The 22164-nt window shown below is 69.1% G+C and carries 17 protein-coding genes; 9 read left to right on the forward strand and 8 right to left on the reverse strand.

The window, feature by feature from the left end; genetic code table 11:
* Nucleotides 1-7 precede the first annotated feature (7 nt).
* The 4 genes from ACY1JX_RS10650 to ACY1JX_RS10665 are packed head-to-tail and all read right to left on the reverse strand — an operon-like array spanning nucleotide 8 to nucleotide 6223.
* Nucleotides 8-2599, reverse strand: coding sequence for a chorismate-binding protein (locus tag ACY1JX_RS10650; RefSeq protein WP_462563955.1), 2592 nt, complete (start codon nucleotides 2597-2599; stop codon nucleotides 8-10).
* A gap of 55 nt (nucleotides 2600-2654) precedes the next feature.
* The gene (locus ACY1JX_RS10655) at nucleotides 2655-4616 is read right to left on the reverse strand and encodes a DNA polymerase III subunit gamma and tau (RefSeq protein ID WP_376785981.1); all 1962 of its coding nucleotides are present in this window, start codon (nucleotides 4614-4616) and stop codon (nucleotides 2655-2657) included.
* 30 nt (nucleotides 4617-4646) lie between these two features.
* On the reverse strand, nucleotides 4647-5249 hold the full coding sequence (locus ACY1JX_RS10660; RefSeq protein ID WP_286930840.1) for an HAD family hydrolase: 603 nt from the start codon (nucleotides 5247-5249) through the stop codon (nucleotides 4647-4649).
* A complete protein-coding gene (locus tag ACY1JX_RS10665; protein WP_286930841.1) occupies nucleotides 5246-6223 on the reverse strand; it encodes an alpha/beta hydrolase in 978 nt (325 codons plus the stop codon). Before ACY1JX_RS10665 ends, ACY1JX_RS10660 begins: the two co-directional genes overlap by 4 nt.
* 193 nt (nucleotides 6224-6416) lie before the next feature.
* On the opposite strand from ACY1JX_RS10665, the gene ACY1JX_RS10670 reads away from it, so the two are divergent.
* The 3 genes from ACY1JX_RS10670 (at nucleotide 6417) to ACY1JX_RS10680 (ending at nucleotide 10009) form a co-directional block, all read left to right on the forward strand.
* On the forward strand, nucleotides 6417-7724 hold the full coding sequence (locus tag ACY1JX_RS10670) for a threonine/serine exporter family protein (RefSeq protein ID WP_462563956.1): 1308 nt from the start codon (nucleotides 6417-6419) through the stop codon (nucleotides 7722-7724).
* Between the two features lie 70 nt (nucleotides 7725-7794).
* Nucleotides 7795-8910 carry an acyl-CoA dehydrogenase family protein gene (locus ACY1JX_RS10675; protein ID WP_181753377.1) on the forward strand — a complete coding sequence of 372 codons (1116 nt, stop codon included), beginning with the start codon at nucleotides 7795-7797 and terminating at the stop codon, nucleotides 8908-8910.
* A 1-nt stretch (nucleotide 8911) separates the two neighbouring features.
* The gene (locus ACY1JX_RS10680; RefSeq protein ID WP_286930842.1) at nucleotides 8912-10009 is read left to right on the forward strand and encodes an acyl-CoA dehydrogenase family protein; all 1098 of its coding nucleotides are present in this window, start codon (nucleotides 8912-8914) and stop codon (nucleotides 10007-10009) included.
* Nucleotides 10010-10134: 125 nt separating this feature from the next.
* On the opposite strand, the gene ACY1JX_RS10685 is transcribed toward ACY1JX_RS10680, so the two are convergent.
* Together ACY1JX_RS10685 and ACY1JX_RS10690 are read right to left on the reverse strand one after the other, a co-directional pair.
* Nucleotides 10135-11184: a lipoate--protein ligase family protein gene (locus tag ACY1JX_RS10685; RefSeq protein WP_286930843.1), complete on the reverse strand. Its 1050-nt coding sequence runs from the start codon at nucleotides 11182-11184 to the stop codon at nucleotides 10135-10137.
* A gap of 67 nt (nucleotides 11185-11251) precedes the next feature.
* Nucleotides 11252-11464 (reverse strand): DUF6458 family protein, encoded by a 213-nt coding sequence (locus ACY1JX_RS10690; RefSeq protein ID WP_078699515.1) that lies wholly within the window; start codon nucleotides 11462-11464, stop codon nucleotides 11252-11254.
* A gap of 201 nt (nucleotides 11465-11665) precedes the next feature.
* On the opposite strand from ACY1JX_RS10690, the gene ACY1JX_RS10695 reads away from it, so the two are divergent.
* Both ACY1JX_RS10695 and ACY1JX_RS10700 read left to right on the forward strand, forming a co-directional pair.
* Entirely contained in the window at nucleotides 11666-12094 is a 429-nt protein-coding gene (locus ACY1JX_RS10695; protein ID WP_181753369.1) for a VOC family protein, read from the forward strand.
* Nucleotides 12091-12717: a helix-turn-helix domain-containing protein gene (locus tag ACY1JX_RS10700; protein ID WP_462563957.1), complete on the forward strand. Its 627-nt coding sequence runs from the start codon at nucleotides 12091-12093 to the stop codon at nucleotides 12715-12717. Before ACY1JX_RS10695 ends, ACY1JX_RS10700 begins: the two co-directional genes overlap by 4 nt.
* A 415-nt stretch (nucleotides 12718-13132) precedes the next feature.
* On the opposite strand, the gene ACY1JX_RS10705 is transcribed toward ACY1JX_RS10700, so the two are convergent.
* Complete coding sequence (locus ACY1JX_RS10705; RefSeq protein WP_181753365.1) at nucleotides 13133-14197, reverse strand: serine/threonine-protein kinase; 1065 nt, start codon at nucleotides 14195-14197, stop codon at nucleotides 13133-13135.
* Nucleotides 14198-14219: 22 nt separating this feature from the next.
* Between ACY1JX_RS10705 and ACY1JX_RS10710 the strand changes: the two genes are divergently transcribed.
* Nucleotides 14220-14672, forward strand: a complete 453-nt coding sequence (locus ACY1JX_RS10710) for a hypothetical protein (protein WP_146826485.1) — start codon at nucleotides 14220-14222, stop codon at nucleotides 14670-14672.
* Nucleotides 14673-14698: 26 nt separating this feature from the next.
* On the opposite strand, the gene ACY1JX_RS10715 is transcribed toward ACY1JX_RS10710, so the two are convergent.
* The gene (locus ACY1JX_RS10715) at nucleotides 14699-15160 is read right to left on the reverse strand and encodes a hypothetical protein (protein ID WP_181753363.1); all 462 of its coding nucleotides are present in this window, start codon (nucleotides 15158-15160) and stop codon (nucleotides 14699-14701) included.
* Between the two features lie 59 nt (nucleotides 15161-15219).
* On the opposite strand from ACY1JX_RS10715, the gene ACY1JX_RS10720 reads away from it, so the two are divergent.
* The 3 genes from ACY1JX_RS10720 to mobF all read left to right on the forward strand — a co-directional run bounded on the left by ACY1JX_RS10720 (nucleotide 15220) and on the right by mobF (nucleotide 22158).
* Complete coding sequence (locus ACY1JX_RS10720; RefSeq protein ID WP_146826481.1) at nucleotides 15220-15564, forward strand: hypothetical protein; 345 nt, start codon at nucleotides 15220-15222, stop codon at nucleotides 15562-15564.
* Nucleotides 15565-16343: 779 nt separating this feature from the next.
* On the forward strand, nucleotides 16344-17246 hold the full coding sequence (locus ACY1JX_RS10725) for a chymotrypsin family serine protease (RefSeq protein ID WP_181753361.1): 903 nt from the start codon (nucleotides 16344-16346) through the stop codon (nucleotides 17244-17246).
* A gap of 1489 nt (nucleotides 17247-18735) precedes the next feature.
* Complete coding sequence (gene mobF, locus ACY1JX_RS10730; RefSeq protein ID WP_146826475.1) at nucleotides 18736-22158, forward strand: MobF family relaxase; 3423 nt, start codon at nucleotides 18736-18738, stop codon at nucleotides 22156-22158.
* Nucleotides 22159-22164 lie beyond the last annotated feature (6 nt).

The raw sequence follows: 22164 nt of genomic DNA on the forward strand, positions 1-22164 counted from the left end.
CATCCTCTCAAACCGGCGGGGACGCCGGGCCTCGGCGCAGGAACGTGGCCAGCAGGTCGTGGCCGCGCGAGGTGAGGATCGACTCGGGGTGCACCTGGACGCCCTCGATCGGCAGGGTGCGGTGGCGCAGCCCCATGACGATGCCCGAGCCGGTGCGCGCGGTCACCTCGAGGGTCGGTGGCAGGTCCTCGACGACCAAGGAGTGGTAGCGAGCGCAGACCAGCGGCGACGGCAGTCCGGCGAAGACCCCGGCGCCGCAGTGGTGGACGAGGGAGGACTTCCCGTGCACGACCTGCTCGGCGCGCACGACGCGAGCACCGAAGACCTCGCCGATCACCTGGTGGCCGAGGCAGACGCCGAGGACGGGGACGTGGGTCCCGAACCGGCGCACCACCTCGGCGCTGATGCCCGCGTCGGCGGGCGTACCGGGCCCGGGCGAGACGACGACGTGCGTGAAGCCGCCGGTAATCAGGTCGTCGACGGAGGCGGCGTCGTTGCGCACCACCTCGGTCTCGGCGCCCAGCTCGCCGACGTACTGCACCAGGTTGAACACGAACGAGTCGTAGTTGTCGACGAACAGCACGCGCGGGCGTCCGGGAAGCGACGGATCTGTCGACCTTCCGGTCGCCGGGGCGGCACCCGGGTGCCAAGATCCGTCCCGCGCGGCGGCGTGCGCCTCGGCGAGACGGGCGGTGAGGGGTCCGGCGGGCCACGCGCCGACGCCCTCGCACGAGGTGACCGGCACGATCCCGCGCAGGGCATTGGTGGCGAAGACCTCGGTGGCCGCGGCGAGGTCGGCGGTGGTCAGGCGGTGCTGGAAGACCGGGACACCCAGCCCGAGCGCCAGCTCGATCACCCGGGCCCGCGTGGTGCCGGGCAGCACGCGGCCGTCGAGCGCGGGCGTGTGCAGCCCGTCGTCGAGCACCGCGAAGACGCTCGCGCGCCCGGTCTCCAGGACCGATCCGTCGGCGTCGATCAGCAGCGGCTCACCTCGCTCGGTGGCGGGCACGAGGCTGCGGTCGACCCACTTGTGCTGGCCGAGTCCGCCCGGGACGACGCGCGGCGCGAGGTCCCACGACGCGGGCGTCGCGTCGAGGGGAGCGGTGGACATCGAGACCCGGACGTCGTCGTCGGCCGGGACGGCGTCGATGCGGAGCCGGTGGCGCCCGGTCAGGCCCGCGACGCGGCGTCGCACCGCGTCCTCGAGCCCGGCGCGCACCGTGGTGCCGTAGACGGCTCGGACGCTGGCGTCGAGCCGGGCCAGGTGGGCGTCGAGGTCGAGGGCCCGGTCGTCGTGGACGAGCAAGGTCTCGAAGACGCCGCGGCTCAGGTCGGCCGGCTCGGCGGGCTCGCGGACGGCGGGTTCGGGAGGCGAGGTGGCGTCGTGGTCGGTGGCGACGAGGTCGAGGCGGCCACCGATCGCCGTGATGAGCGGGCGCGCCTTGACGAGGCACTCGGCGTACTCGTCGTCGGGGTCGGAGTCGGCCACGATGCCGCCGCCGACGCCCAGCCACACGCGCCACTCGCCCCGCGCGTCGCGGGCGAACTCGAACGTGCGGATGACGACGCTGAGCTCCATTCCCGCCGTGGCGCTGACGTGCCCGATCGCGCCCGTGTAGGCGTCGCGCCCGGTGGCCTCGAGCTCGGCGGCGATCTCCATCGCGCGCACCTTGGGAGCGCCCGTGACCGAGCCGGGCGGGAAGGTGGCACGCAGCAGGTCGCCGTCGCCCACCCCCGCCGGCAGGTGCCCGACGACGTCGGAGACCAGGTGCCAGACGGCGTGGCGCTCGAGCCGGTTCAGCGCGGGCACGCGGACCGAGCCGGGCACGGCGACGCGGCCCAGGTCGTTGCGCATGAGGTCGACGATCATGACGTTCTCGGCGCGGTTCTTCGCCGAGGCCTCGAGATCGCGGGGGTCGGCGCTGAGGGGGGCCGTGCCCTTGATGGGCGAGGTGAGCACCTCGTCGCCGGTGCGGCGCAGGAACAGCTCGGGCGAGAGGCTGGCGAGCACGCCCTCCGGGGACGAGACGTACGCGGCGTAGGCGGGGCGGAGCGTCTCGACGCCGGCGCAGAACGCGTCGAGCGGGTCACCGTCGAACGGCGCCTCGAGCCGGGCGCACAGGTTGACCTGGAAGATGTCGCCGGCGCGGATGTGCTCGAGCGCGCGACCGACGGCGGCTCGGTGCTCCTCAGGGCTGGGAGTCATGGCGAACGTGCCCGCCGTGAAGGCGCCGGGCTTCCCCGGGGTGGAGATCGCGCGCAGGAGGGCGTCCACCCGCGCGGGCGCGGGCTCGCCGAGCGACTCCAGCCACCACACGCCGCGCACCCGACGCAGGACGAGGTCGTAGAAGCCGACGCGGTGATCCGGCTGGGGGATCGGGCGCGGGGGTCCCTCGGAGAGGTGCTCCACGTGCCGGCCCAGCCGGTAGCCCCACGCCCCGATCCAGCCGCCGCCGAAGCCGTCGAAGTCGTGGCGGGGGAGGTCGACGTCGTCCCAGTCCTCGAGGAGGCGCACCGGCTCGCAGGCGACGAGCGCCTCGCCCTGGTGCCAGGCTCCGATGAGCGCGACGAGACGGTCGCGACCGCGCAGTCGTCGCACGACCTCCGTGGGCGACGCGTCGAGGTCGAGGCGCCGGCGTACCGGCGCGGGCGGCTCAGCCGTGGGTGGTCTCGTCAATGATCTCGGCTCCGAGGTGCTCGGCCAGGAGCGCCTCGGCGTCCTGCGAGCCGTCGTCGACCACCGGGTCGTCGGGATCGACCCCGGCGTCGGGGTTCAGCCGCTCGACCGGCACCGGGCCCTGCCGCAACGCCTCGCGCACCGACTCGGGCACACGGGACTCCTGCGGGACGGGGGCCGCCTGCGGCACGGCGGCCGGCGCACCGGGGGTGGACCCAGTGGGCGAGGCCGACGGGTCGACGATCGCCTCGAGGCGCCACTGCACGGCCATGACGTCGGACAGCGCCTGCTGCACGATCTGGTCGGAGCCGCTCTTGACGAACGAGTCGCGGGCGCCGGTGTTCACCAGCGCGAGTGTGAGGGTGGAGCCGTCGAGCGAGGCGACCTGGGCGTTCTGGCTGAGCATGACCCACGTGAAGCGGCGCAGCTGCTGCACGCGGTCGAGCACCTGGGGCCACATGCGCCGGACGTCGGCGGTGGTGAGCTGGCCGGGCGCCGCGGGCGCCGGCTCGGCGGCCGGCTCCGGGGCGGGCTCGGGTGCGGCGGCGACGGGCTCGGGGGCGACCGGCTCGGGAGCGGCAGCCGGAGGAGCCGCCTGCGGCTCGGGAGCCTTCGGGGTGGCGGGCTCCGGCGTGGGCGCCTCCGCGGCGGGAGGCTCCGGTCGAGCCGGGGCCGGGTTGGCGGCGGGCGCGGGAGCCGCCGGAGCAGACGGTGCCGACGCGACCGCGGGCGCCGGGGCGGCCCCGGAGAGGCGGCGCTCGAGCCGGTCGAGGCGGGCGTGGAATCCCTCGACCGAGTTGTCGGCACCGGGCACGAGGATCCGCGCGCACATCAGCTCGAGCATGAGCCGCGGCGCGGTGGCCCCGCGGAACTCCGTGAGGGCCGCGCTGACGATGTCGGCGGCCCGGGTGAGCTCGGTGGGCTCGAAGCCGGCGACCTGGCGCTGCAGCACCGCGGTGCGGTCGGCCGGGGTGTCGATCAGGCCCGTCTCGGCGGCGCCGGGGACGGCCTTGAGGATCACCAGGTCGCGGAAGCGCTGGAGCAGGTCCTCGGCGAAGCGGCGGGGGTCCTGGCCGGACTCGATGACCTTGTCCACGACCCCGAACACCGTGGCGGCGTCGTCGGCGGCGAACGCCTCGACGGACTCGTCGAGCAGGGAGTCGGGCGTGTAGCCGAGCAGCTGGACCGCGAGGTCGTAGGTGATGCCGTCGGGGCCGGAGCCGGCGAGGAGCTGGTCGAGCACGCTGAGCGAGTCACGCACCGAGCCACCGCCGGCACGCACCACGAGGGGCAGCGCCGTGGGCTCGAGGCCGACGTCCTCGCTGCGGCACAGCTGGAGCATGTAGTCGCTGAGCAGCTTCGGCGGCACGAGCCGGAAGGGGTAGTGGTGGGTGCGCGAGCGGATCGTGCCGATGACCTTGTCGGGCTCGGTCGTGGCGAAGATGAACTTCAGGTGCGGCGGGGGCTCCTCGACCAGCTTGAGCAGCGCGTTGAAGCCCTGCGGGGAGACCATGTGGGCCTCGTCGATGATGTAGACCTTGTACCGGCTGCTGACGGGGGCGAAGAACGCCCGCTCGCGCAGGTCGCGGGCGTCGTCGACGCCACCGTGGCTGGCCGCGTCGATCTCGATGACGTCGATGCTGCCGGGCCCGCCACGAGCGAGGTCGCGGCAGCTCTGGCACTCGCCGCACGGGTCCGAGATCGGCGCCTTCTCGCAGTTCAGCGCGCGCGCCAGGATCCGGGCACTCGTGGTCTTGCCGCAGCCGCGCGGGCCGCTGAACAGATAGGCGTGGTTGACCCGGTTGTTGGCCAGCGCGTGACGCAGCGGATCGGTGACGTGGTCCTGGCCGATGACCTCGGCGAACGTCTCGGGCCGGTAGCGCCGGTAAAGAGCCAGGGGTGCGTCCACGGAGACCACCCTAGACGCCCGTGCCGACAGCGGTGACCGAGTCGGTCCGCCCCACGGGCGTCAGGATCCGGCGAGCAGCGTGACCACCGCGTGGAGGTCCGTGGCGACGTGCGTGGCGCCGGCCTCGCGGAGCTCGTCGGCCGAGCACGGTCCGGAGGGAACGCCGATGCCCGCGACCTCCGCGATCCGGGCGGCGTCCATGTCGTGCACGTGATCTCCGACGTAGGTGTCCGCGTCCTCGCGCACCAGGGCCTCGGCCTTCTGCTCGCGCCACGCGTCGCCGATCACGGCGTCGTGCGGCAGGTCCAGGTGGTCGAGGTGCAGGGCGGCGTTCGGGCCCGCCTTCGCGGTGATGACGATCGCGCGACCCAGCTCGCGGGCGGCGGCGAGCGCCTCCGCGGCGCCGGGCATCGCGAGGACGCGCGGGACGGCGATCTCCGGATACATGGCGCGGTACCGGGTGAACATCTCGGGCACGGCCTCGGCCGGGAACCAGTGCGCGAGCTCCCACTCCAGCGGTGGCCCGAGGCGCGAGACGGCCAGCTCGGCGTCGACGAACACCCCGGTCTGGCGCGAGAGCTCCTCGTACACGGCGCGGATCCCCGGGCGCGAGTCGATCAGCGTCATGTCGAGGTCGAACCCGATCGTGCGGGTCGTGGTCACGGGATCCAGCGCTCGAGCCACTCATCCGTGAGCCGGTAGGCCGCGGCGCGCGGCTCGTCGTTGGAGAGGTAGACGTCGTGGCGGGCGTTGCGGACCACGAGCGAGGTGACGTCGCCCCCCAGGCACCCGGCCCAGCGGCCGATCTGCCGCACGTCGAGCACCGCGTCCGACGTGTCGGTCTTCTCGTGGTGCTGGAAGCTGAACCACGAGCGGTGCGAGCGCAGTACCAGCGACGGCACCCCGATGTCGAGACCGCGGTGCAGGGCCGCGTGGCCGCGCCGCACCGCCGTCAGCCAGCCGTACGTCACGGGGAACCCCGCCAGCGGCTTCCACGCGAGGTCGTAGTCCCACAGGCCGCCGTGCTCGCGGTAGAGACTCACGCCGTAGGCCTCGGCCAGCGGCAGCTTCATCCGGTCCTTGGGGCGCACCTTGGAGAAGGCGCGGATCGCCTGCGTGCCGATCGAGCGCATCCACGCCGCGCCCTGCAGGTCGAACCACGGGCTGTTCAGGACGAGGCCGGCGATGCCGCGGCCGCGGGTGCCGCCGGGCTCGAGGTTGAGGCGGTCGAGCCACAGCGGCAGCACGAGGCCGCCGGTGGAGTGCGCCGACAGCACCACCGGGACGTCCGGCACCTCGCTGCGTACGGTGCGCAGGGTCTCGTTCAGCTCCTGGTCGTACAGCGCGAGGTCGGAGACGAAGTGCGGCGTGTGCCCGTCGCCGAGGGAGCGCCCGCACTTGCGCAGGTCGAGGGAGTAGAAGGCGTAGCCGCGGTCGGCGTAGAACTCGGCCAGCTCGGTCTGGAAGAAGTAGTCGCTGAAGCCGTGGACGTAGACCAGTGCGGCCCGCGGGGTGCCCTCGAACCGGCGCCGGACCAGCGTCGCGGTGATCGGGCCCTCGCCGTCGGGATCCTCGCCCAGGTCGATCGTCCGGCGCTCGTACGGGTCGCCCAGGATGTCCTCGGTCCAACCGGTCATGGGGGTCCTCCTCGATCCTGGCGTGCCGGACCCACGATAGGGGGGTGCGGCCGCCGGGTCCGGCGAACGTACGACGTCCGACTGCTCTCCTAGACTCCTCGTGACCCGTCGGTGGGGCGACATCGGGAGGCAGGCAGGCTGTGGAACGCGCACACGACGACCCGGTTCATGCCCGGTCCGTCACGGTGGAGGCATGACCACCTCGGCTCCGCAGACCCTGCGGATCATGGACCTCGCCCTGAGGGCGGGCGAGATGCTGCTGTCCAACGGGGCGGGCACGGCCGACGTGTCCGCGACGATGTCGTCGATCGCCCGCCACTTCGGCCTGCGCGGCACCTACGTTGACGTCACCCACATCATGCTGACGATGGTGCACGACCAGCAGCTCGACGAGCCGCCGCTGATCCTGCGACGCAACGTGGTGCGGCGCGAGACGGACTTCGAGGACGTCACGGCGATCGACCGGCTGGTGAGCGACCTGCTGAACGACGAGATCGACCTCGACGAGGCGCGCTCGCAGCTGGCCGCGATCTCCACGAGCGGTCACGCGCGGCCTCGGTGGGTCGTGATCGGCGGGGCCGGCCTCGTCGGCGCCGGGGTGGCGATGATGCTCGGCGGAGCGGCGATCGTCACGGTGATCGCGTTCCTCGCTGCTGTGGTGATCGAGTACGTTCGCCGGCCGCTCGAGGTCCGGCGCCTGCCCGACTTCTACATCCAGGTCGTCGGGGGCCTGTGCGCGTCCCTCATCGCCGTCACGGCAGCGGCCGCCTCCGTACCTTCCCCGCCGTCGCTGGTCATCGCGGCGAACATCGTCGCGCTGCTGGCCGGGCTCGGTCTCATGGGCGCGATCCAGGACGCGCTGACCGGCTACCACCTGACGGCCGTGGCGCGCCTGCTCGAGGTCGTGCTCGCCACGGGCGGCATCGTCGCGGGCGTCTCCGGCGGCCTCATGGTCGGCCGGATGCTGGGCGTCGACCTGGGCTCGGGCACGAGCTGGCCCGACCTGTCGCACCTGCCGTTCGTCACGATCGGGGCGGGCCTCGCGGCCGCCGGCTTCGCCGTGCAGACGTACGCCCCGTGGACGTCCGTCCCGGTGATCGCCCTGATCGGCGCCGGTGCAGGAGCCCTCTCGGCCGCGATGTTCGAGAACAACATCGACCGGCCGTGGTCCGCCGGGATCGCGGCGTTCCTCATCGGCGTCGTCAGCTACCCGGCGTCGCGCGCCCTGCGGATCCCGGCCCTCGTCCTCGTGGTGCCCGCCATCGTGCCGCTGCTGCCCGGCCTGACGATCTACCGCTCGCTGGCCCAGCTGGCGGAGGAGAGCCTCTCGGGCATCTTCGCGGGCATCACGGCGATGGCCGTGGCGGTGGCGCTCGCCGCCGGCGTCATCCTCGGTGAGTATGCTGCGCAACCGTTGGGACGCGAGACCCGACGCCTCGAACGCCGCCTGTCCGGACCCCGCCTCGTGGGGCCCTTCCGTGCCAAGTCGAGGCGGAAGTGACTCGCTGGTGTCAACGGCAGTTGCACAGTATTCTCAAGACTAAGCAAGCGCTTAGTGCGAAGGGGCACTCATGAGACTTCAGTTGTCAGCCGAGGACCAGGCATTCCGCGAGGAGATGCGTGAGTTCTTCACCACCCAGGTGCCGCAGGACATCCGCGACGCCGTGATCAACCGCGGTGAGATCACGCGCGACCAGATCGTGCGCTCGCAGCAGGCCCTCAACGCCGGCGGCCTCGCGGTGCCCGGCTGGCCCGTCGAGTGGGGTGGCAAGGACTGGACCCAGCTCCAGCGCCACATCTGGCACGAGGAGATGCAGCTGGCCGGCGTCATGCCGCCGCTGGCGTTCAACGCCTCCATGGTCGGTCCGGTCATCGCCACCTTCGGCTCGCAGGAGCTGAAGGAGCGCTTCCTGCCGGCCACCGCCAACCTCGACATCTGGTGGAGCCAGGGCTTCTCCGAGCCCGACGCGGGATCCGACCTCGCGGGCCTGCGCACCACGGCCGTCCGTGACGGCGACGAGTACGTCGTCAACGGCCAGAAGACGTGGACCACGCTCGGCCAGTACGGCGACTGGATCTTCACCCTGGTCCGCACCGATCCCGATGCGCCCAAGAAGCAGATGGGCATCAGCTTCCTGCTGATCGACATGAAGACCGAGGGCCTCACCGTTCGCCCGATCGAGCTGATCGACGGCGGCCACGAGGTCAACGAGGTCTTCTTCGACAACGTGCGCGTCCCCGTGGAGAACCTCGTCGGCGAGGAGAACAAGGGCTGGACGTACGCCAAGTTCCTGCTCGGCAACGAGCGCGTCGGCATCGCCCAGGTCGGCGCCAGCCAGCTGCACCTGTCCACGGCGAAGGCGAAGGCCAAGGAGTACGGCGTCTTCGACCAGTACGCGTCGCGGATCGCCGACATCGAGAGCCAGCTCACGGCGCTCGAGCTCACCGCACTGCGCGTGGCCGCCGGCTCCTCCGGCGACAAGCCGCACCCGGCCTCGAGCGTGCTCAAGATCAAGGGCTCGCAGCTGACGCAGGCCGTCTCGGACCTGCTCGTCGACCTCGAGGGTCCCGCGGCTCTCACCAGCCGCGACACCCGCGTCTTCCTCAACAACCGCAAGGTGTCGATCTACGGCGGATCCAACGAGATCCAGCGCCAGATCATCGCCGGCACGATCCTGGGACTGTGACATGGACTTCACCATCGATTCGGAGCAGAAGGCTCTCGTCAAGGCCGTCCGCGGTCTGATCACCAACGTCTACGAGTCCTCCGAGGCCCGTCGCGAGGTCACCAAGACCGATCCCGGCTTCGCCGCGTGGGAGAAGCTCGCCGAGATGGGCGTGCTGAGCCTGCCGTTCGAGGCCAGCCCCGTCGAGGTCTCGCTCGCCGCCGAGGAGCTGGGCAAGGTCATCGCCCCCGACCCGTTCGTCGAGGCGATCGTCCTGGCCGGCGGCCTCATCGACGCGCTGGGCACCGACGAGCAGAAGAAGCAGTACGTCGACGCCGTCGCCGGTGGCGAGGTCCTGCCGATCCTGGCGTGGATGGAGCCCGGCAAGCGCTGGTCGACCCAGGCCTCGGTGACGTTCGCCGACGGCAAGCTCAACGGCGTCAAGTCGCCCGTGGTCCAGGCCGAGCGGGCCGACCTCCTGCTGGTCACGGCCGCGCTGCCCGAGGGCGGCACCGGCGTGTTCCTCGTCGAGGGCGCCACCGCGGTGGAGACCGCCATCACCAACGACGGCGGCCGCGCCGCGACCGTCACGTTCGGCGACACCCCGGCCGTCCAGCTGGGCGAGGGCGGCGACCAGACCGCCGCGATCGAGGCCGCGCTCGACCGGGCGCGCATCGCGTACGCCCACGAGGCACTCGGCGCGATGGAGACGGCGCTGACCACCACGGTCGGCTACCTCAAGACGCGCAAGCAGTTCGGCGTCACGCTCAACACGTTCCAGGCGCTCAACCACCGTGCCGCCGACATGTACGTGGCGCTCGAGCTGGCCCGCAGCACCATCACGTGGGCCACGATCGTCGCGGCCGACGAGGCCACCACGCCCGAGCAGCTGGCCACCGCGGCCTCGCACTCGGCGCTGCAGGTCAGCGTGGCCGGTCGCCACATCGGCCTCGACGCGATCCAGCTGCACGGCGGCATCGGCATGACCGCCGAGTACTCGGTCGGTCACTACGCCAGCCGCCTCATCGCGATCGAGCACCTGATCGGCGACGGCGAGTTCCACCGCGCGCGCCTGGCCGCCCAGGTCGGCGACCACGCGGTCTTCGACCCGATCGGCTGATCGCCGCTCACACGAGAAGACCCGCCGGCCCCCAGGGGCCGGCGGGTCTTTCGTCTGAGAGCCGGTGATCGAGTAGCAGGGCGAGGAACGAGCTCGCGTATCGAGATCAGCCGGCCACGGGGCGGTCAGGGGACCCGGTGGGTCCACTCGCTGGTGGAGAACTTCTCGTCGACGCGGCGCTGGGCCTCGGCCAGCTCGGCCTCGGTGTACTCCGACTCGTTCGTCGCGTAGCGGCGGCGGAACGTCTCGAGGAAGCTGTCGAGGATCGCCTCGCGGGTCAGGCCGGTCTGCGAGCGCATCGGGTCGACGCGCTTGTTGGCCGAGCGGGTGCCCTTGTCGCTCATCTTCTCGCGGCCGATCCGCAGCACCTCGGTCATCTTGTCGGCATCGATGTCGTACGCCATCGTGACGTGGTGCAGCACGGAGCCGCCGGCGAACCGCTTCTGCGCGGCGCCGCCGATCTTGCCCTGGTCGCTCGCGATGTCGTTGAGCGGCACGAAGTGGGCCCGCACGCCGACCTCGGCCAGCGCCTCGATCACCCAGTCGTCGAGAAACGAGTACGAGCGCTCGAAGCTCAGCCCCTCCACGAGCGAGCCGGGGACGACCAGCGAGTACGTGATGCAGTTGCCCGGCTCCATGAACATGGCGCCGCCGCCGGAGACCCGGCGGACGACGTCGATGCCGTGCTTCGCGGCGCCCTCGGCGTCGATCTCGTTGACGTAGCTCTGGAACGAGCCGATCACCACGAGCGGGCTGTCCCAGTCCCAGATGCGGAACGTGGGCGGCCGGGTGCCCTCGGCGACCTCGCGGCCGATCACCTCGTCGAGGGCGACGTGCATGGCCGGGTCCATCGTCACCGGGCCGATGACGTCGAAGGTGTGGTCGTGCCAGCCGGTGGCCTTGCCGAGCGCCCGGCGGACGGCGATGCCGACGGCCTCGGGCGTGAAGCCGATGAAGGCCGTGTCGGGGCCGACGGCCCCGGAGATGGAGGACGTGAGCTGGTCGACGGACGCGTCGACCGAGAGACCGGTCAGGGCGGCGTTGACGTCGAGGAGGGCCTCCTCGGGCTCGAGGAAGAAGTCCCCCGAGACGCTGACGTCGACGAGCCGGTCGTTCTGGACTTCGAGGTCGACCGCGACGAGCTTGCCGCCGGGGACCTTGTATTCACCACGCATGTCCGGTTCAACACCCCCTGACGGCGGATGCTTCCGCCGGTCGAACCGGACCTGCGCGGTGAGGGGTTCAGCGAGCCGGCGGCAGGTCGTCGCGGCGCGTGTCGCGCACCGCGTGGTCGCGTCGGCTGTTGACGATCAGGCTGAGCACGATGCCCAGGGCACCGGCCGCCATGCAGATGTAGCCGACCATGGTCAGATCGACGCCGTTGATGGCGTCGGTCACCGCGAACGCGAGGATCGCGCCGATGGCGATGAGAGCGATGGATCCACCGAAGTACATGTCAGGTCCCTTCCCTCGATGACGGTCGGCGCGGATGCGACGACCGTTTCGGTCGGGAATGACAGTGCCACGGTTCCGCGTTGTCCGCATTCTGAGCCGCCGTGACGACATCGGGACAGGCGGTCGTGGTGCTGTGGTCCGCCTTGGAATGCACTCACATGCGCACTATTCTGCACATACGCGAATCACCAAGGAGCCCACATGACGACCACCCTGCCTCCGTTCCATCTCGCCCTTCCCGTCCACGACATCGAGGCCGCGCGCCACTTCTACGGCGAAGTCCTCGGCTTCGGTCGCGGACGCTCGGCCGACCGGTGGACCGACTGGAACGTCGACGGCCATCAGGTCGTCACCCATCAGGTCGACGATCATCGGAACGCGGTGGCCGGGACGAATCCCGTGGACGGCCACCAGGTGCCGGTCCCACACTTCGGCCTGGTGCTCGACGTGGAGCGGTTCACCGAGCTGGCGGAGCGTCTCCGCGCTGCGGACACGGAGTTCGTCATCGAGCCCTACGTCCGCTTCGAGGGCGAGCCGGGCGAGCAGTGGACCATGTTCTTCCTCGACCCCTCCGGAAACGCCTTGGAGTTCAAGGCCTTCCGCGACCTCGACCAGCTGTTCGCGGTGTGACCGGAGCCGTGGACTCCCCGCGTCCGACCGAACCTGCGGACGGTGACGGCGAGCTCAACCACGAGTTCCTCGTCCTGGTCGGGCGCCGCATCCGCGAGGCTCGCAACGAGCTCCGTCTGACGATGCAGCAGCTTGCTGACCAGTCCGGCATCAGTCGCCGCCTTCTGACCCAGATCGAGCACGGTCAAGCCAACCCGAGCCTGGTGGCCATCACCCGGATCGCCCGCCAGCTGGGCACGGACTTCACGACGCTGCTGGCACCCGACGACTCGGCCGCCGCACTCGAGTCCGTCAGCGCTGCGGACCACGTCCTGGTGTGGTCGACGTCCGGAGGGAGCGCGGCCCACCTCCTGGTGGCGTCCAGCGGCAGTCGAACGGCAGACCTCTGGTCGTGGACCCTGCAGCCGGGGGACTCGTACATCGGCCGGGCCGATCCCGAGGGATCCCAGGAGCTCTTCCACGTGCTCGAGGGAGAGCTGACGATCGCCGTCGATGGTGACCACCACGCCCTCGCCGCGGGGACATCGGGCCGGCTCCTCAGCGACCGCCCCTACGCCTATGCCAACGACTCCAGCGAGCCCACCCGGTTCATCCGGACGGTCGTGCTCGCAGCCCGCGCCTGACGCTTCACCCCGACGGAGTCCATGAACGACGACGGCCCGCACCGGTGAGGTGCGGGCCACCGCTTCTTGACGCTCGTGGCGGAGACAAGCCTCCGCCCTGGAGCCTTGGGAACACACCAGCGGGCGGCACGCTGGTGCGTACCGCCCGCTGGCTCGTGACGTTGCTGGCGGAGGATAGGGGATTCGAACTGTTCATCGCGGGGTTGCGCGAAGAATCGAAGCATGACGACAACGCCCAGAAACGGAGGGAAAAGAGCTCGCTGCCGCAACGGAGAGATTCATCTGGATTCGTAGATCTACACCGTCGGTAGCACCTGAGTTAGCACATGGGAGCGAAGCGGAAGCCTGCGCCGCAGCGAGGGAATGCGGCGGGCCCGGAGCCCGACTCTTGGCGATGCACGATGCGTCCAGCGGATCAGCGCAGCTTATCGAAGATTCTCCGGAGGTGGACAGTCGTAGCCGAAGAGTTCAGACCGCTGCGGCAGAGGGTGTTCGCGCGCCGGCCGCTCGAACGCCGCACCAACACGTCCCACTTTCGACCAGACGGGTCGACGCAGACGTAAATCATCTGAGCATCGTGCCTACGAACGGCCGTCCAACAGCGGTCGTGCCCCACGTGGTCCAAGTGCGCAGCCGACGAAGGTTCAACTCGCCAGATGTCCGCGTGGGCAGTTGCGTGCTTGGCGAGCGCAGCGCTGAATTCTGCGACCGTTCCGTACCGGTCCGCTGGCTTGGGCGCAGTGGCTTTCCGTACCACCTGCGCGAGGCCGAGGCTGACGTGAGGAGCAACGTCTCGCACATCTGGCATCCCGGCTGTGACGGCTTCCCTAAGAGCTTTGAAGTCACCCAGGGCGGCCAACGAGAACGGCAGCGACCCGGTCAGCATCGCGTAGAGGGAGAGGCCGGCGCTGTAAATGTCCGAACTTCTCGTGCACGAACCGCCCTTCAGGACCTCCAGTGCTCTGATGTCCGGGTCGCCGTGCGGGTTGCCGGTATCGTCGGGTGCCATTAGTGCCGCACAGCCGAAGTCTCCCAGCTGGGCGTCGCCTGTCCCTCCGATGAAGATGTTCGCCGGCTTCACGTCGCGGTGAAGAATCCTCCGATCGTGGCACAGTTGCAGGCCTCGCAACGTGCCTCGGATCAGGTGCACTGCCCGGGCAGGCGCCATCCCGAGCGGCTTCATCTCATCGGCAGCGGTACCTCTGGTAGCTAGCGCTGATGCAATGTACGGAACGTCGATCGCGAGGTCGGCGTTGCTGACCCGCAGGATGTTGGGACTCTCAAGCTCGGTGAGGCGTCGAGCTTCTTGCCAAGCGTCGTCCGGCTGGGTGCTCGAGAGGATCTTCAGAGCGACCACTTGGTCTCGGTGCCGGTCCTTGGCGCGCCAGACCTCGCCGTAGGCGCCGTCTCCGAGACGCGCTTCGATCAGGTACCTGCCGGCGAACAGGTCCCCCACCACGGCCGTACTGACGGAGTTCACTCCGGAAGAGTACGGTGCCGGAATGGCGCTTGTGGTCGGAGTCACCGTAAGAATCAAGCACGGTTGTCCCGTGCTGCGCGGAGTGGTTATCGACGAGGCTGACCAGATGGCGGTCTCGAGGCGCTTCGAGTACGCGACAACTGCCGGGACGGAACCCGAGGTTCAGTTGCTCGATCTTGTGCAGGCGTTGTCCTCGCAACTTCAGGTACACCCCATCCGTGCTGCCGCGTTGATGGAGGCCGGGTTCGCGGCACGCGCCGGTCTGACGAAGGAAACGAAGCTACGGCTACGCGGTGAGGGTGCAGCAGTCGGTGTGTTGCGTGGGGCAACACACCTCGTCACGTTGGGCGACAAGCGTGTGCTCGGAAATGTGGTTGGCCTGAGAGGCCCCGAGTTGATTATGAAGGGCAAGGCACTGGCGGGCGCGGCTGATGCGGACGCCGCTGGGGCTGCCTTCGTTGCTTGTGCCCTCTGAACTCCCCGGATCGTGGAGACCGGGCCCTACGCCGCAACGTACACGGCGTCTGCCGCTGCGAGCCCGAACGCCTCAACGAGTCCGAGCTCGTTTGTCCCCAGGACAGGAAAGAGAATGACGACACCCACCCAAGTCGCGCCAGCTTCGAGCGCTCGTTCGATAGCGGCTCGGACCTGGTGTCCCGAGACCGCAACCGTCTCGACGAGTAGTAGTTTGTCGACTTCTCCTGCCCAGAGATGGTCCATCGAGACAAGTTGAAGGTCTGGGTTCAGAAGCGTTGCGGCTGCGAGAGGACCGGCAGCGTGCTGTGACACGGACGCGACGCTGGAGCATCCGAGGCTTATCGCGGCGTCTGCGATCCTTTGAGAGGCGTCGCGTAGGCCGTCAGGGGTGGCGAGGTAGCGAAGGTGTCCCTGCCCCTCGAGCACCCGGCCGGCAAGGGACCGGGGGGGCACGATCGTGCGCGCGGCAGAATGAAGCAAGGTCATCTTGGCCTCTTTCGTGGCGTGTAACGCGTGACGTAGTTCGCGTCACCTACACTATTGTGATGCAGGGGCAGTTCGCTGATGCTAGGAGCGTGTCTGCCGCGTTGTTCAACAACGCGGCGTTCTCGGAGGTGCTGGCGTCTGCCCACATCTTGCTTGCAGCCCCCGACGGAACGGTGACGACGAGGCAGGTGGCTGCCGCGATCGGCCGTTCCGACAGCGTCGTGCGGCCGGTTTTGCTCCGTCTTGTTGCGGCCGGCTTGCTCGTCGATGAGGGCTCGAAAGCAGGTCGTGGACCCCGCCCCTTCGCCCGGGGTCGCCCAGAATTGTGGAAAGAGCTTCTCAGAGTGGTCTCGGTCGTGTCCGGTGCACCGGTTGACCTGCTCGACGTTGCCCCGTCCCCGTAACTTCGTCTGAGGAGAGTCACACCCGATCCGCTGGCTGTCACCCACAAGCCAAGTAGTCACGCTGGCGGTCTACGACGGTGCCTGCGCGCGCGCCTGCTTCGCCAGAGCGTGTTGACGTATGTTCGTGGACCCTTCATCTGCATCTGAGCCATCTGGGTGCTGATGTTGAACGTAGCGGCCACCGTGGCGTTGTCGGCCCGGCGGAACGCGAGCTTCTTGCAGGCGGCCTTCGGTGCTAGAAGTTTGGCCGGACATAAAGAGGGCCAGCTTCTCTACGGTCGTGCTGCACAGCCTGTCGTGGTCTGAAGCAGAGGACTCCCTCGGGGAAGACAGCGAGTGGTGGCTCATCTCGTGCGCCACGCTCGATCGTCGTCGGACGGTATGGTGGCTGTCGTTCTCGACAATGATCCGGCTTCGACCGACAGGGATCAGGGCGGCGGACCCCCGCATAGACTTGTGGTCTGGAAGTGCTCAATGGTCGCGTCGGGGCCGTTCGTCCTCGACAAGGGCGGTGATTGGGTACACCGGGATGCCCCCACTTGCCCGCGAGGAGGCAGGGGTCCAAGGGTCCATCAATCCGAAGCCAAGGGCTTGGCGCTCTTCCGCGGCGATCTAGGCCATCTCCTTCTGGTCCGTTTCGGGTTCATCGTTCCCGATGTTCAACGAGGTCACCATTCTCGTGAACGCCGCGGTGTCTGGGGTGTGCCCGCCAGGACCTCGATTGACAAGGCGTTTGCGGCGGAGCATGGTTACGCGCGTATCCACAAGGGAGAAAGTTCATGAAGCGATTCGTAGTGCTGGCGTCGATTGCGCCCTTATTGCTGATCCCCGCCGGCGCTGTCGCGCTGCCGAGCGGGTTGCCTTCACCAGATGACTCGGTGACCGAGCTGGAAGCGAAGGACGACACCGTCGTTACCTCCATCCCAGACGGAGTCAGCCTCGACGACATCCGGACCGCGGAGAACACAGAAAAACTGACCACAGCGCTGCACGACATCCTCGGATACGAAGCATCGCTGCAAGCAGGCAGCGACCCCTCCACCGTGGTCCTCAACTGGAAGGGCGAAGTTCCTGCGGAACTCGCTGAACTACAGCAGAACCCTCCCGCCGGGACCGAACTGATCATCCGCAAGTCCAAGTACTCAGAAGATGAACTGAGAAAGGCTGGAGCCGCCCTCCTGCTCAACGCGCGGGCCAAGAGTGGTGAGCCCTTGATCGCGTACGTCACGCCCGCCGAAGACTTCAGCGGCCTCAAGGCAAGCGTTCGCGGCGAGGCCGACGACACGCGGTCAACCAACGAGCTGGAGGCTGACTTGGAACGGATCGCGGGGACTCCCGTCACGATTCGTAGCCGCCAAGCGTCAGTAACCGGCCTCGCCCGGCAGAACGACAGCTCCCCTTGGTTCGGAGCTGGAATTATGCGCAAAGACAGTACGAACTCGACTTGCTCTCTGGGAGTCGCCGCAGTGACTCCGGGTGGATACGGTCGGCTGATTTCTGCTGCTCACTGTGACCCAGGCGGCAACGCCGCATGGCGGACCGCGGCAGGCACCCTGATTACGTCAGGAGGCACCAACGTCACGGTACGTCACCCCTCTATCGACGCCATGCGAATCGATCCAGAGGGCGGAACCAGCCCCAAGGTCTGGTCCGGCGGCTACGGGAGTTCGAGTTCGCGATGAGTTACCGGCGCGGGAGGAAGTGCCGCCGGGGATGCGCTCTGCACTGGAGGCGCAAACTCCGGGGACCACTGCAACGCGCTAGTGACTGAGATGGGAGCCCAGATTCTGTGCCCTGGAGACTCGTCGAGCATCTGTAACGGCCACATCGTGAAGCGTTCCGACAATTCCGCAACCAGCACGCACGGAGACAGCGGCGGACCCGTCTATAGGGTCCGAGCAGACGGCTCGGCCGGAGTCCGAGGCATCATCTCGGCAGGCATCTACGACGTTGCGGCAGACAGGGTTTCATGCCCGTCGACCGCCTTCAGCCCAGGTGGGAACTGCTGGCGACGCACCTTCTTCATTCCGATCCGGAATATCACGGACTACTGGACCGACTTGGAAGTCGAACTGCACTAGCCGGGCAGCCCCGAAGAACGAAGAACACTCCCAAACTCTCACGGCGTTCGGGAGTGTTCTTCGTTTACGGCACGAGCTCGGCACGGGCGACCCTTTCGAGCTGCGCTCCTGGCCTTCCATCGTTTGTCGGCCGGCGGGCAGCGTGTGGTCGAGCGCCACTTGACGAGGCTCGCTCGACTGCCGGCACCGGTTGAGGCCGAGCTCGTGGATCACCGCGACCTGGTGGAGTCTGCTTCGTCCCAGATTGCGAATTTTAGATGCGAGAACTCGCGTCTCTGGGTGATCGCGTCAGGCTGCTGGTCGTGGTCGACGAAGCCGCAATCTCGCGCCAGAGAACATGCGGGTTTCGTGAGATCCGGATCGATTGGTTAGTCCTGGCTCGCTTCGTGAACCGGCTCGCTCAAGGTGAACGTGTCAATCCGCGTCTTGCCATCCTCGGCGTAGACGGGGAACAGTCTTGGGACTGTTCTCTACGTACTCCGAGGGTCCCGGGTCGTCGGGCCCCAAGTCGGCGGGCGGCTCGGCAAACACCAAGTCGGATTCCGTGTAACCGAATCCTCCGTGGTCTCCGTGCACGCTCACCAGATACGGAACCGCGGCCTTCAGATCATCGGCAAGTGGTCCGTATGTACGACCATCAGGGGTCACCCCAGAGGCGGCGACGTAGGCGGTCGGTTCGGCCGGAGGAGGTTACTCATCGCCCCAAGCGGAGCCCGCCAAAGTGGTCACCCCGGCAGCGACGACGAAGGTCCCGGCGGCGGCAGCAAGCAACTCCTTCATGTTCGTCATCTCCCCGACGGCCATCGACAAGAGGCGACCAGCGGGTTCTGCGGAGAACGTTGATATCGGGTGGCGGTGGTCCGTGACCATCACTTGCGCCCGCTCGTCAAACCAGCCACACCTTGCCGTCCTGGGAATTTATGAGGAGCTCCAGGTCGGACTTATCAGCTGCGACGCCATGGACGGAGCCAACGCCACCGCCGTTACTACGTCGATCGCGTCAACCGCCTCGAAATTCGCTTCTCGACTCGAATGGACGTATGCTACCGTGGTAGATACACATTTTGCGATACTAGAAACGCAGCGGAGCATGCACGGCGGAGTGATCTTGTTTCGAGGTAGCGGCGCTGACGCGCGCCGCTATGTCGAGGCTGAGCGCTCACGGGCCGATGACTACTACTTGGGTGCTGACGGTTCGGTGGCTTCGTTCACCACGCTGGACGGCGCGGGCGCGGTGGTTGCTTCGCGGGATCTGGATCCCGCCACCTACGCGGGGTGGGTCGACTGGACCAATCCGATGACGTCGCGGTCGATGGGTGTTCCACGTCTGTCCGGGGATGGTCGCCGCGGCTCACCGCGGTTCGCCGAGATGGTGGTCAACGCTCCGAAGAGCCTGTCGATCGCAGCCGCCCTGTATCCGGACGTCTCGGAAGCGCTGGGCACCGCGCAGCAGGACGCGGTGGCGCAGATCCAGCACTGGCTGGCCCGCCACTCGGTCACTCGCGTGGGCCCTCGGGGACGTCAGGAGGTCGTGCCGGTCGAGCGATTGCAGACCGTCGCGGTGGCGCACCGGACCTCACGCGCCGGTGATCCCCACCGCCACGTCCATCTCCAGATCGGCACTCGCGTGTGGGCTGCCGGTCAGTGGCGTGGCCTGGACACCGCGGCGTTGTTCAAGCAGCAAGGAGCGATCCGGGCACTCGGGACGGACGTGTTGGCCGCGCATCCGGAGCTCGCGGCCGTGCTGGACCGCCGGGGTCTGACCCTGGACCCGGTCTCGGGTGAAGTCGTCGAGTTGGAGCCGTTCAATCGCGCCATGAGCAAGCGCGCCGAACAGGTGTGCCGCAATCTGGAACGGCTTGAGGATGGGTGGCAGGACGACCACCCCGGCGAAGCGATCGGCCCGGCGGTGGCGGTGCGCCTGCGTGCCCGGGCGTGGGCGCTTGATCGTCCGGCGAAGAAGCCCACGACGCTGCGCGAGGAGTCTGCCTGGGTCGCCGAACTGCGCGCGGCAGGCTGCGACCCCGATGCCCTGGTGCAGCAGCGACGGCTGGCGGCGGCTTCGCTCGACGAATTGTCGGCGCAACAGGTCGCCTCGCGAGCCTTGAACCGCTGCGCCGCCACCGCATCGGCGTGGACCACCCACACCATCGGCGAGCAGGTGGCACGGGTCGTGAACGAGTCAGGGGTGCGGGCCGCCCCGGCTGACCTGCGCGAGTTCATCGAGCTCGCGACCGCCCTGGCAGCAAGCGACTGCTTCTCGATCCTGCCGCCCGAGGCGCCCATGCCGGAGCACGTCGCGCACTGGACCTCGCTCGCGGTCGTCGCTGACGAGACTCGGCTGCGGGACCTGCTGACAGCGCGCGTCGCCGACCACTCGGTAGAGCTCCCCGACGCCACCGTCCATGCCGCATCGCTGCGGCAGGAACTGGACGCCGATCAGGTGCGGGCAGCGGCAGTAGTCGCCTCGACTGATCCCCTGGTGATCGTCGAGGGCGCTGCCGGTGCCGGGAAGACGACCATGCTCGCGACGGCCATCGAGGCGATCAGGGCCGAGGGCGGGCGAGTGCGGGTGGTCGCACCGACCAAGGTCGCCGCCGAGGTCGCGCACCGTGAGCTGGGCATCGAAGCCGAGTCGGTCGCGGCCTTGGTCCACGCCCACGGCTGGCGCTGGAACGCCGACGGCGTCTGGACCCGCCTCGCAGTCGGCGAGCCCGACCCGCAGACGGGAGTGCCGTACGCCGGCATCCCACTTCACGCCGCGGTGCAGGCCGGGGAGAGGATCGTCGTCGACGAGGCCGGGATGTTGGACCAGCGGACCGCCATCGCGCTGCTGACCGTGGCCAACGAGGCCGGTGCGAAGATCGCGCTGGTCGGTGATCGCGCGCAGCTGCCCGCCGTCGGACGTGGAGGCGTGCTCAACATCGCCGCCGAGTTGCGCGGCCGGACGATCGACATGGCACAGGTCCATCGGTTCACCGACCCCGAGTACGCCACCCTGACCGTCCGGATGCGCGACGGTCGCGACCCCGGCGCGGTGTTCGACGAGCTCCACCGACTCGGGCTGATCCGTCTGCACGCCGACGCCGACGCGGCACACGATCTGGTCGCCTCGCAGGCCCGAGATGGTGAGTCGATCACGGTGGCGTCCAACGACGAAGCACGGCAGCTCAACGAGGCCATCCGTGAGCGCGGCGTTGCAGCGGGACTGGTCGACGACACACGCATCGCGGTGGGAAACGACGGTTTGCCGATCGGGGTTGGCGACCTGCTCCAGACCCGCCGGAACGACCCAGCGATCTCTGTCGCAAACCGCCAGATGTGGCGCGTGCAGTACGTCAACGACGACGGCGCCGTCTGGGTGCGACCGGCAGAACCGGGCGGAGGAATCCAGCGCACGGTGCCGCTGCCGGCCGCCTATGTGCGCGAGCACACACACCTGGCGTACGCCTGCACCGCGTATGGCGTCCAAGGCATCACCGCGACCGGGTCGCACACGATCGTGAGCGACGGTCTCAACGCCTCGAGTGTGTACGTCGGTATGACCCGAGGACGCGGGAACAACTTGCTGCATCTTGTCGCCTCCGACCTAACCGACGCCCGCGACCAGTTCATCGATGCCGCGCAGCGCGACCGCGCCGACCGAGGGCTGGCTCACGCCACCGCGTTGGCGGCCGAAGCCGTCGCAGGTCTGGTCGACCGTGGCCCGGTCGCGATCGTCAACGCCGAACGGAGCCGGCTCGCCGCGCTGGTCGACCACGCCGCCGACCAGGTCCAGTGGTGGAAGCAGGTCGACATCGTCCTGGCCGAGCAAGGCAGCGAGCACCAGGCGGAGATCGAGCATCGCCACGCCGAGGTCGACGCCGCCCAAGCGCGAGTGACGAGCACGGAGTCGGAGGTGTCGGCCCCGCTGATCGAGCAGGCCGTCATCGACGGCACGGAGTACCTCGACGCACGAGAACGGCTGTGGACCGCATCAGCCGCCCAACGCGCCACCCGTGGTTGGGCACGCCGAACGGCCGCCCGCGCCGTCGAGGACGCGTCGGCTCAATGCGCCAGTATCCAGGAACACGGACGGCACCGGTGGGGGCGGCTGCCCGACCACCGCGAATCCGTCCCGAGCTGGGCTCACGAAGCAGCCGCTCGGGTCGCCGACTCCGACCCGCGAGTGGTTCGCGCACGACAGCAGTTTGCCGCGGCGTGGCAAGCGCTGGGAGCGACGCTCGCCACGCAGGAGGACGAACGTGCCGCGCTGCGACTCCGCCTGTTCGGCGCTGCGGGTCGCCCGATCAGGCCCGCCGAGCAGATCTCGTGGTGGCAGCGACACATCGACGCAGCGCGCCGTGACCTCGCGACCATCGCCGCGGTCAGGGTGGCGGATGCGGCCGACTACATCGCCGAACGGGCCGGCGCGCGGCACGAGGTCGAGGAGCGTGCCCGCGTCGTTCGTGCCCGCGAGTCGGACCGCGGCCACTCCCGCTATCCGTCGCCGGATCGAGGTCCTTCGCTGTAGGTGCGC

This window comes from Aeromicrobium sp. JP4 (assembly GCF_054957925.1).

Bases quoted from the DNA above. Each gene is read 5' to 3' on its own strand.
- ACY1JX_RS10710 (WP_146826485.1), top strand. From the start codon at position 14,220: ATGGCGCTTGTGGTCGGAGTCACCGTAAGAATCAAGCACGGTTGTCCC.
- ACY1JX_RS10725 (WP_181753361.1), top strand. From the start codon at position 16,344: ATGAAGCGATTCGTAGTGCTGGCGTCGATTGCGCCCTTATTGCTGATC.
- ACY1JX_RS10670 (WP_462563956.1), top strand. From the start codon at position 6,417: ATGACCACCTCGGCTCCGCAGACCCTGCGGATCATGGACCTCGCCCTG.
- mobF (WP_146826475.1), top strand. From the start codon at position 18,736: ATGCACGGCGGAGTGATCTTGTTTCGAGGTAGCGGCGCTGACGCGCGC.
- ACY1JX_RS10695 (WP_181753369.1), top strand. From the start codon at position 11,666: ATGACGACCACCCTGCCTCCGTTCCATCTCGCCCTTCCCGTCCACGAC.
- ACY1JX_RS10720 (WP_146826481.1), top strand. From the start codon at position 15,220: ATGCAGGGGCAGTTCGCTGATGCTAGGAGCGTGTCTGCCGCGTTGTTC.
- ACY1JX_RS10675 (WP_181753377.1), top strand. From the start codon at position 7,795: ATGAGACTTCAGTTGTCAGCCGAGGACCAGGCATTCCGCGAGGAGATG.
- ACY1JX_RS10715 (WP_181753363.1), bottom strand. From the start codon at position 15,160: ATGACCTTGCTTCATTCTGCCGCGCGCACGATCGTGCCCCCCCGGTCC.
- ACY1JX_RS10685 (WP_286930843.1), bottom strand. From the start codon at position 11,184: ATGCGTGGTGAATACAAGGTCCCCGGCGGCAAGCTCGTCGCGGTCGAC.
- ACY1JX_RS10680 (WP_286930842.1), top strand. From the start codon at position 8,912: ATGGACTTCACCATCGATTCGGAGCAGAAGGCTCTCGTCAAGGCCGTC.
- ACY1JX_RS10690 (WP_078699515.1), bottom strand. From the start codon at position 11,464: ATGTACTTCGGTGGATCCATCGCTCTCATCGCCATCGGCGCGATCCTC.
- ACY1JX_RS10665 (WP_286930841.1), bottom strand. From the start codon at position 6,223: ATGACCGGTTGGACCGAGGACATCCTGGGCGACCCGTACGAGCGCCGG.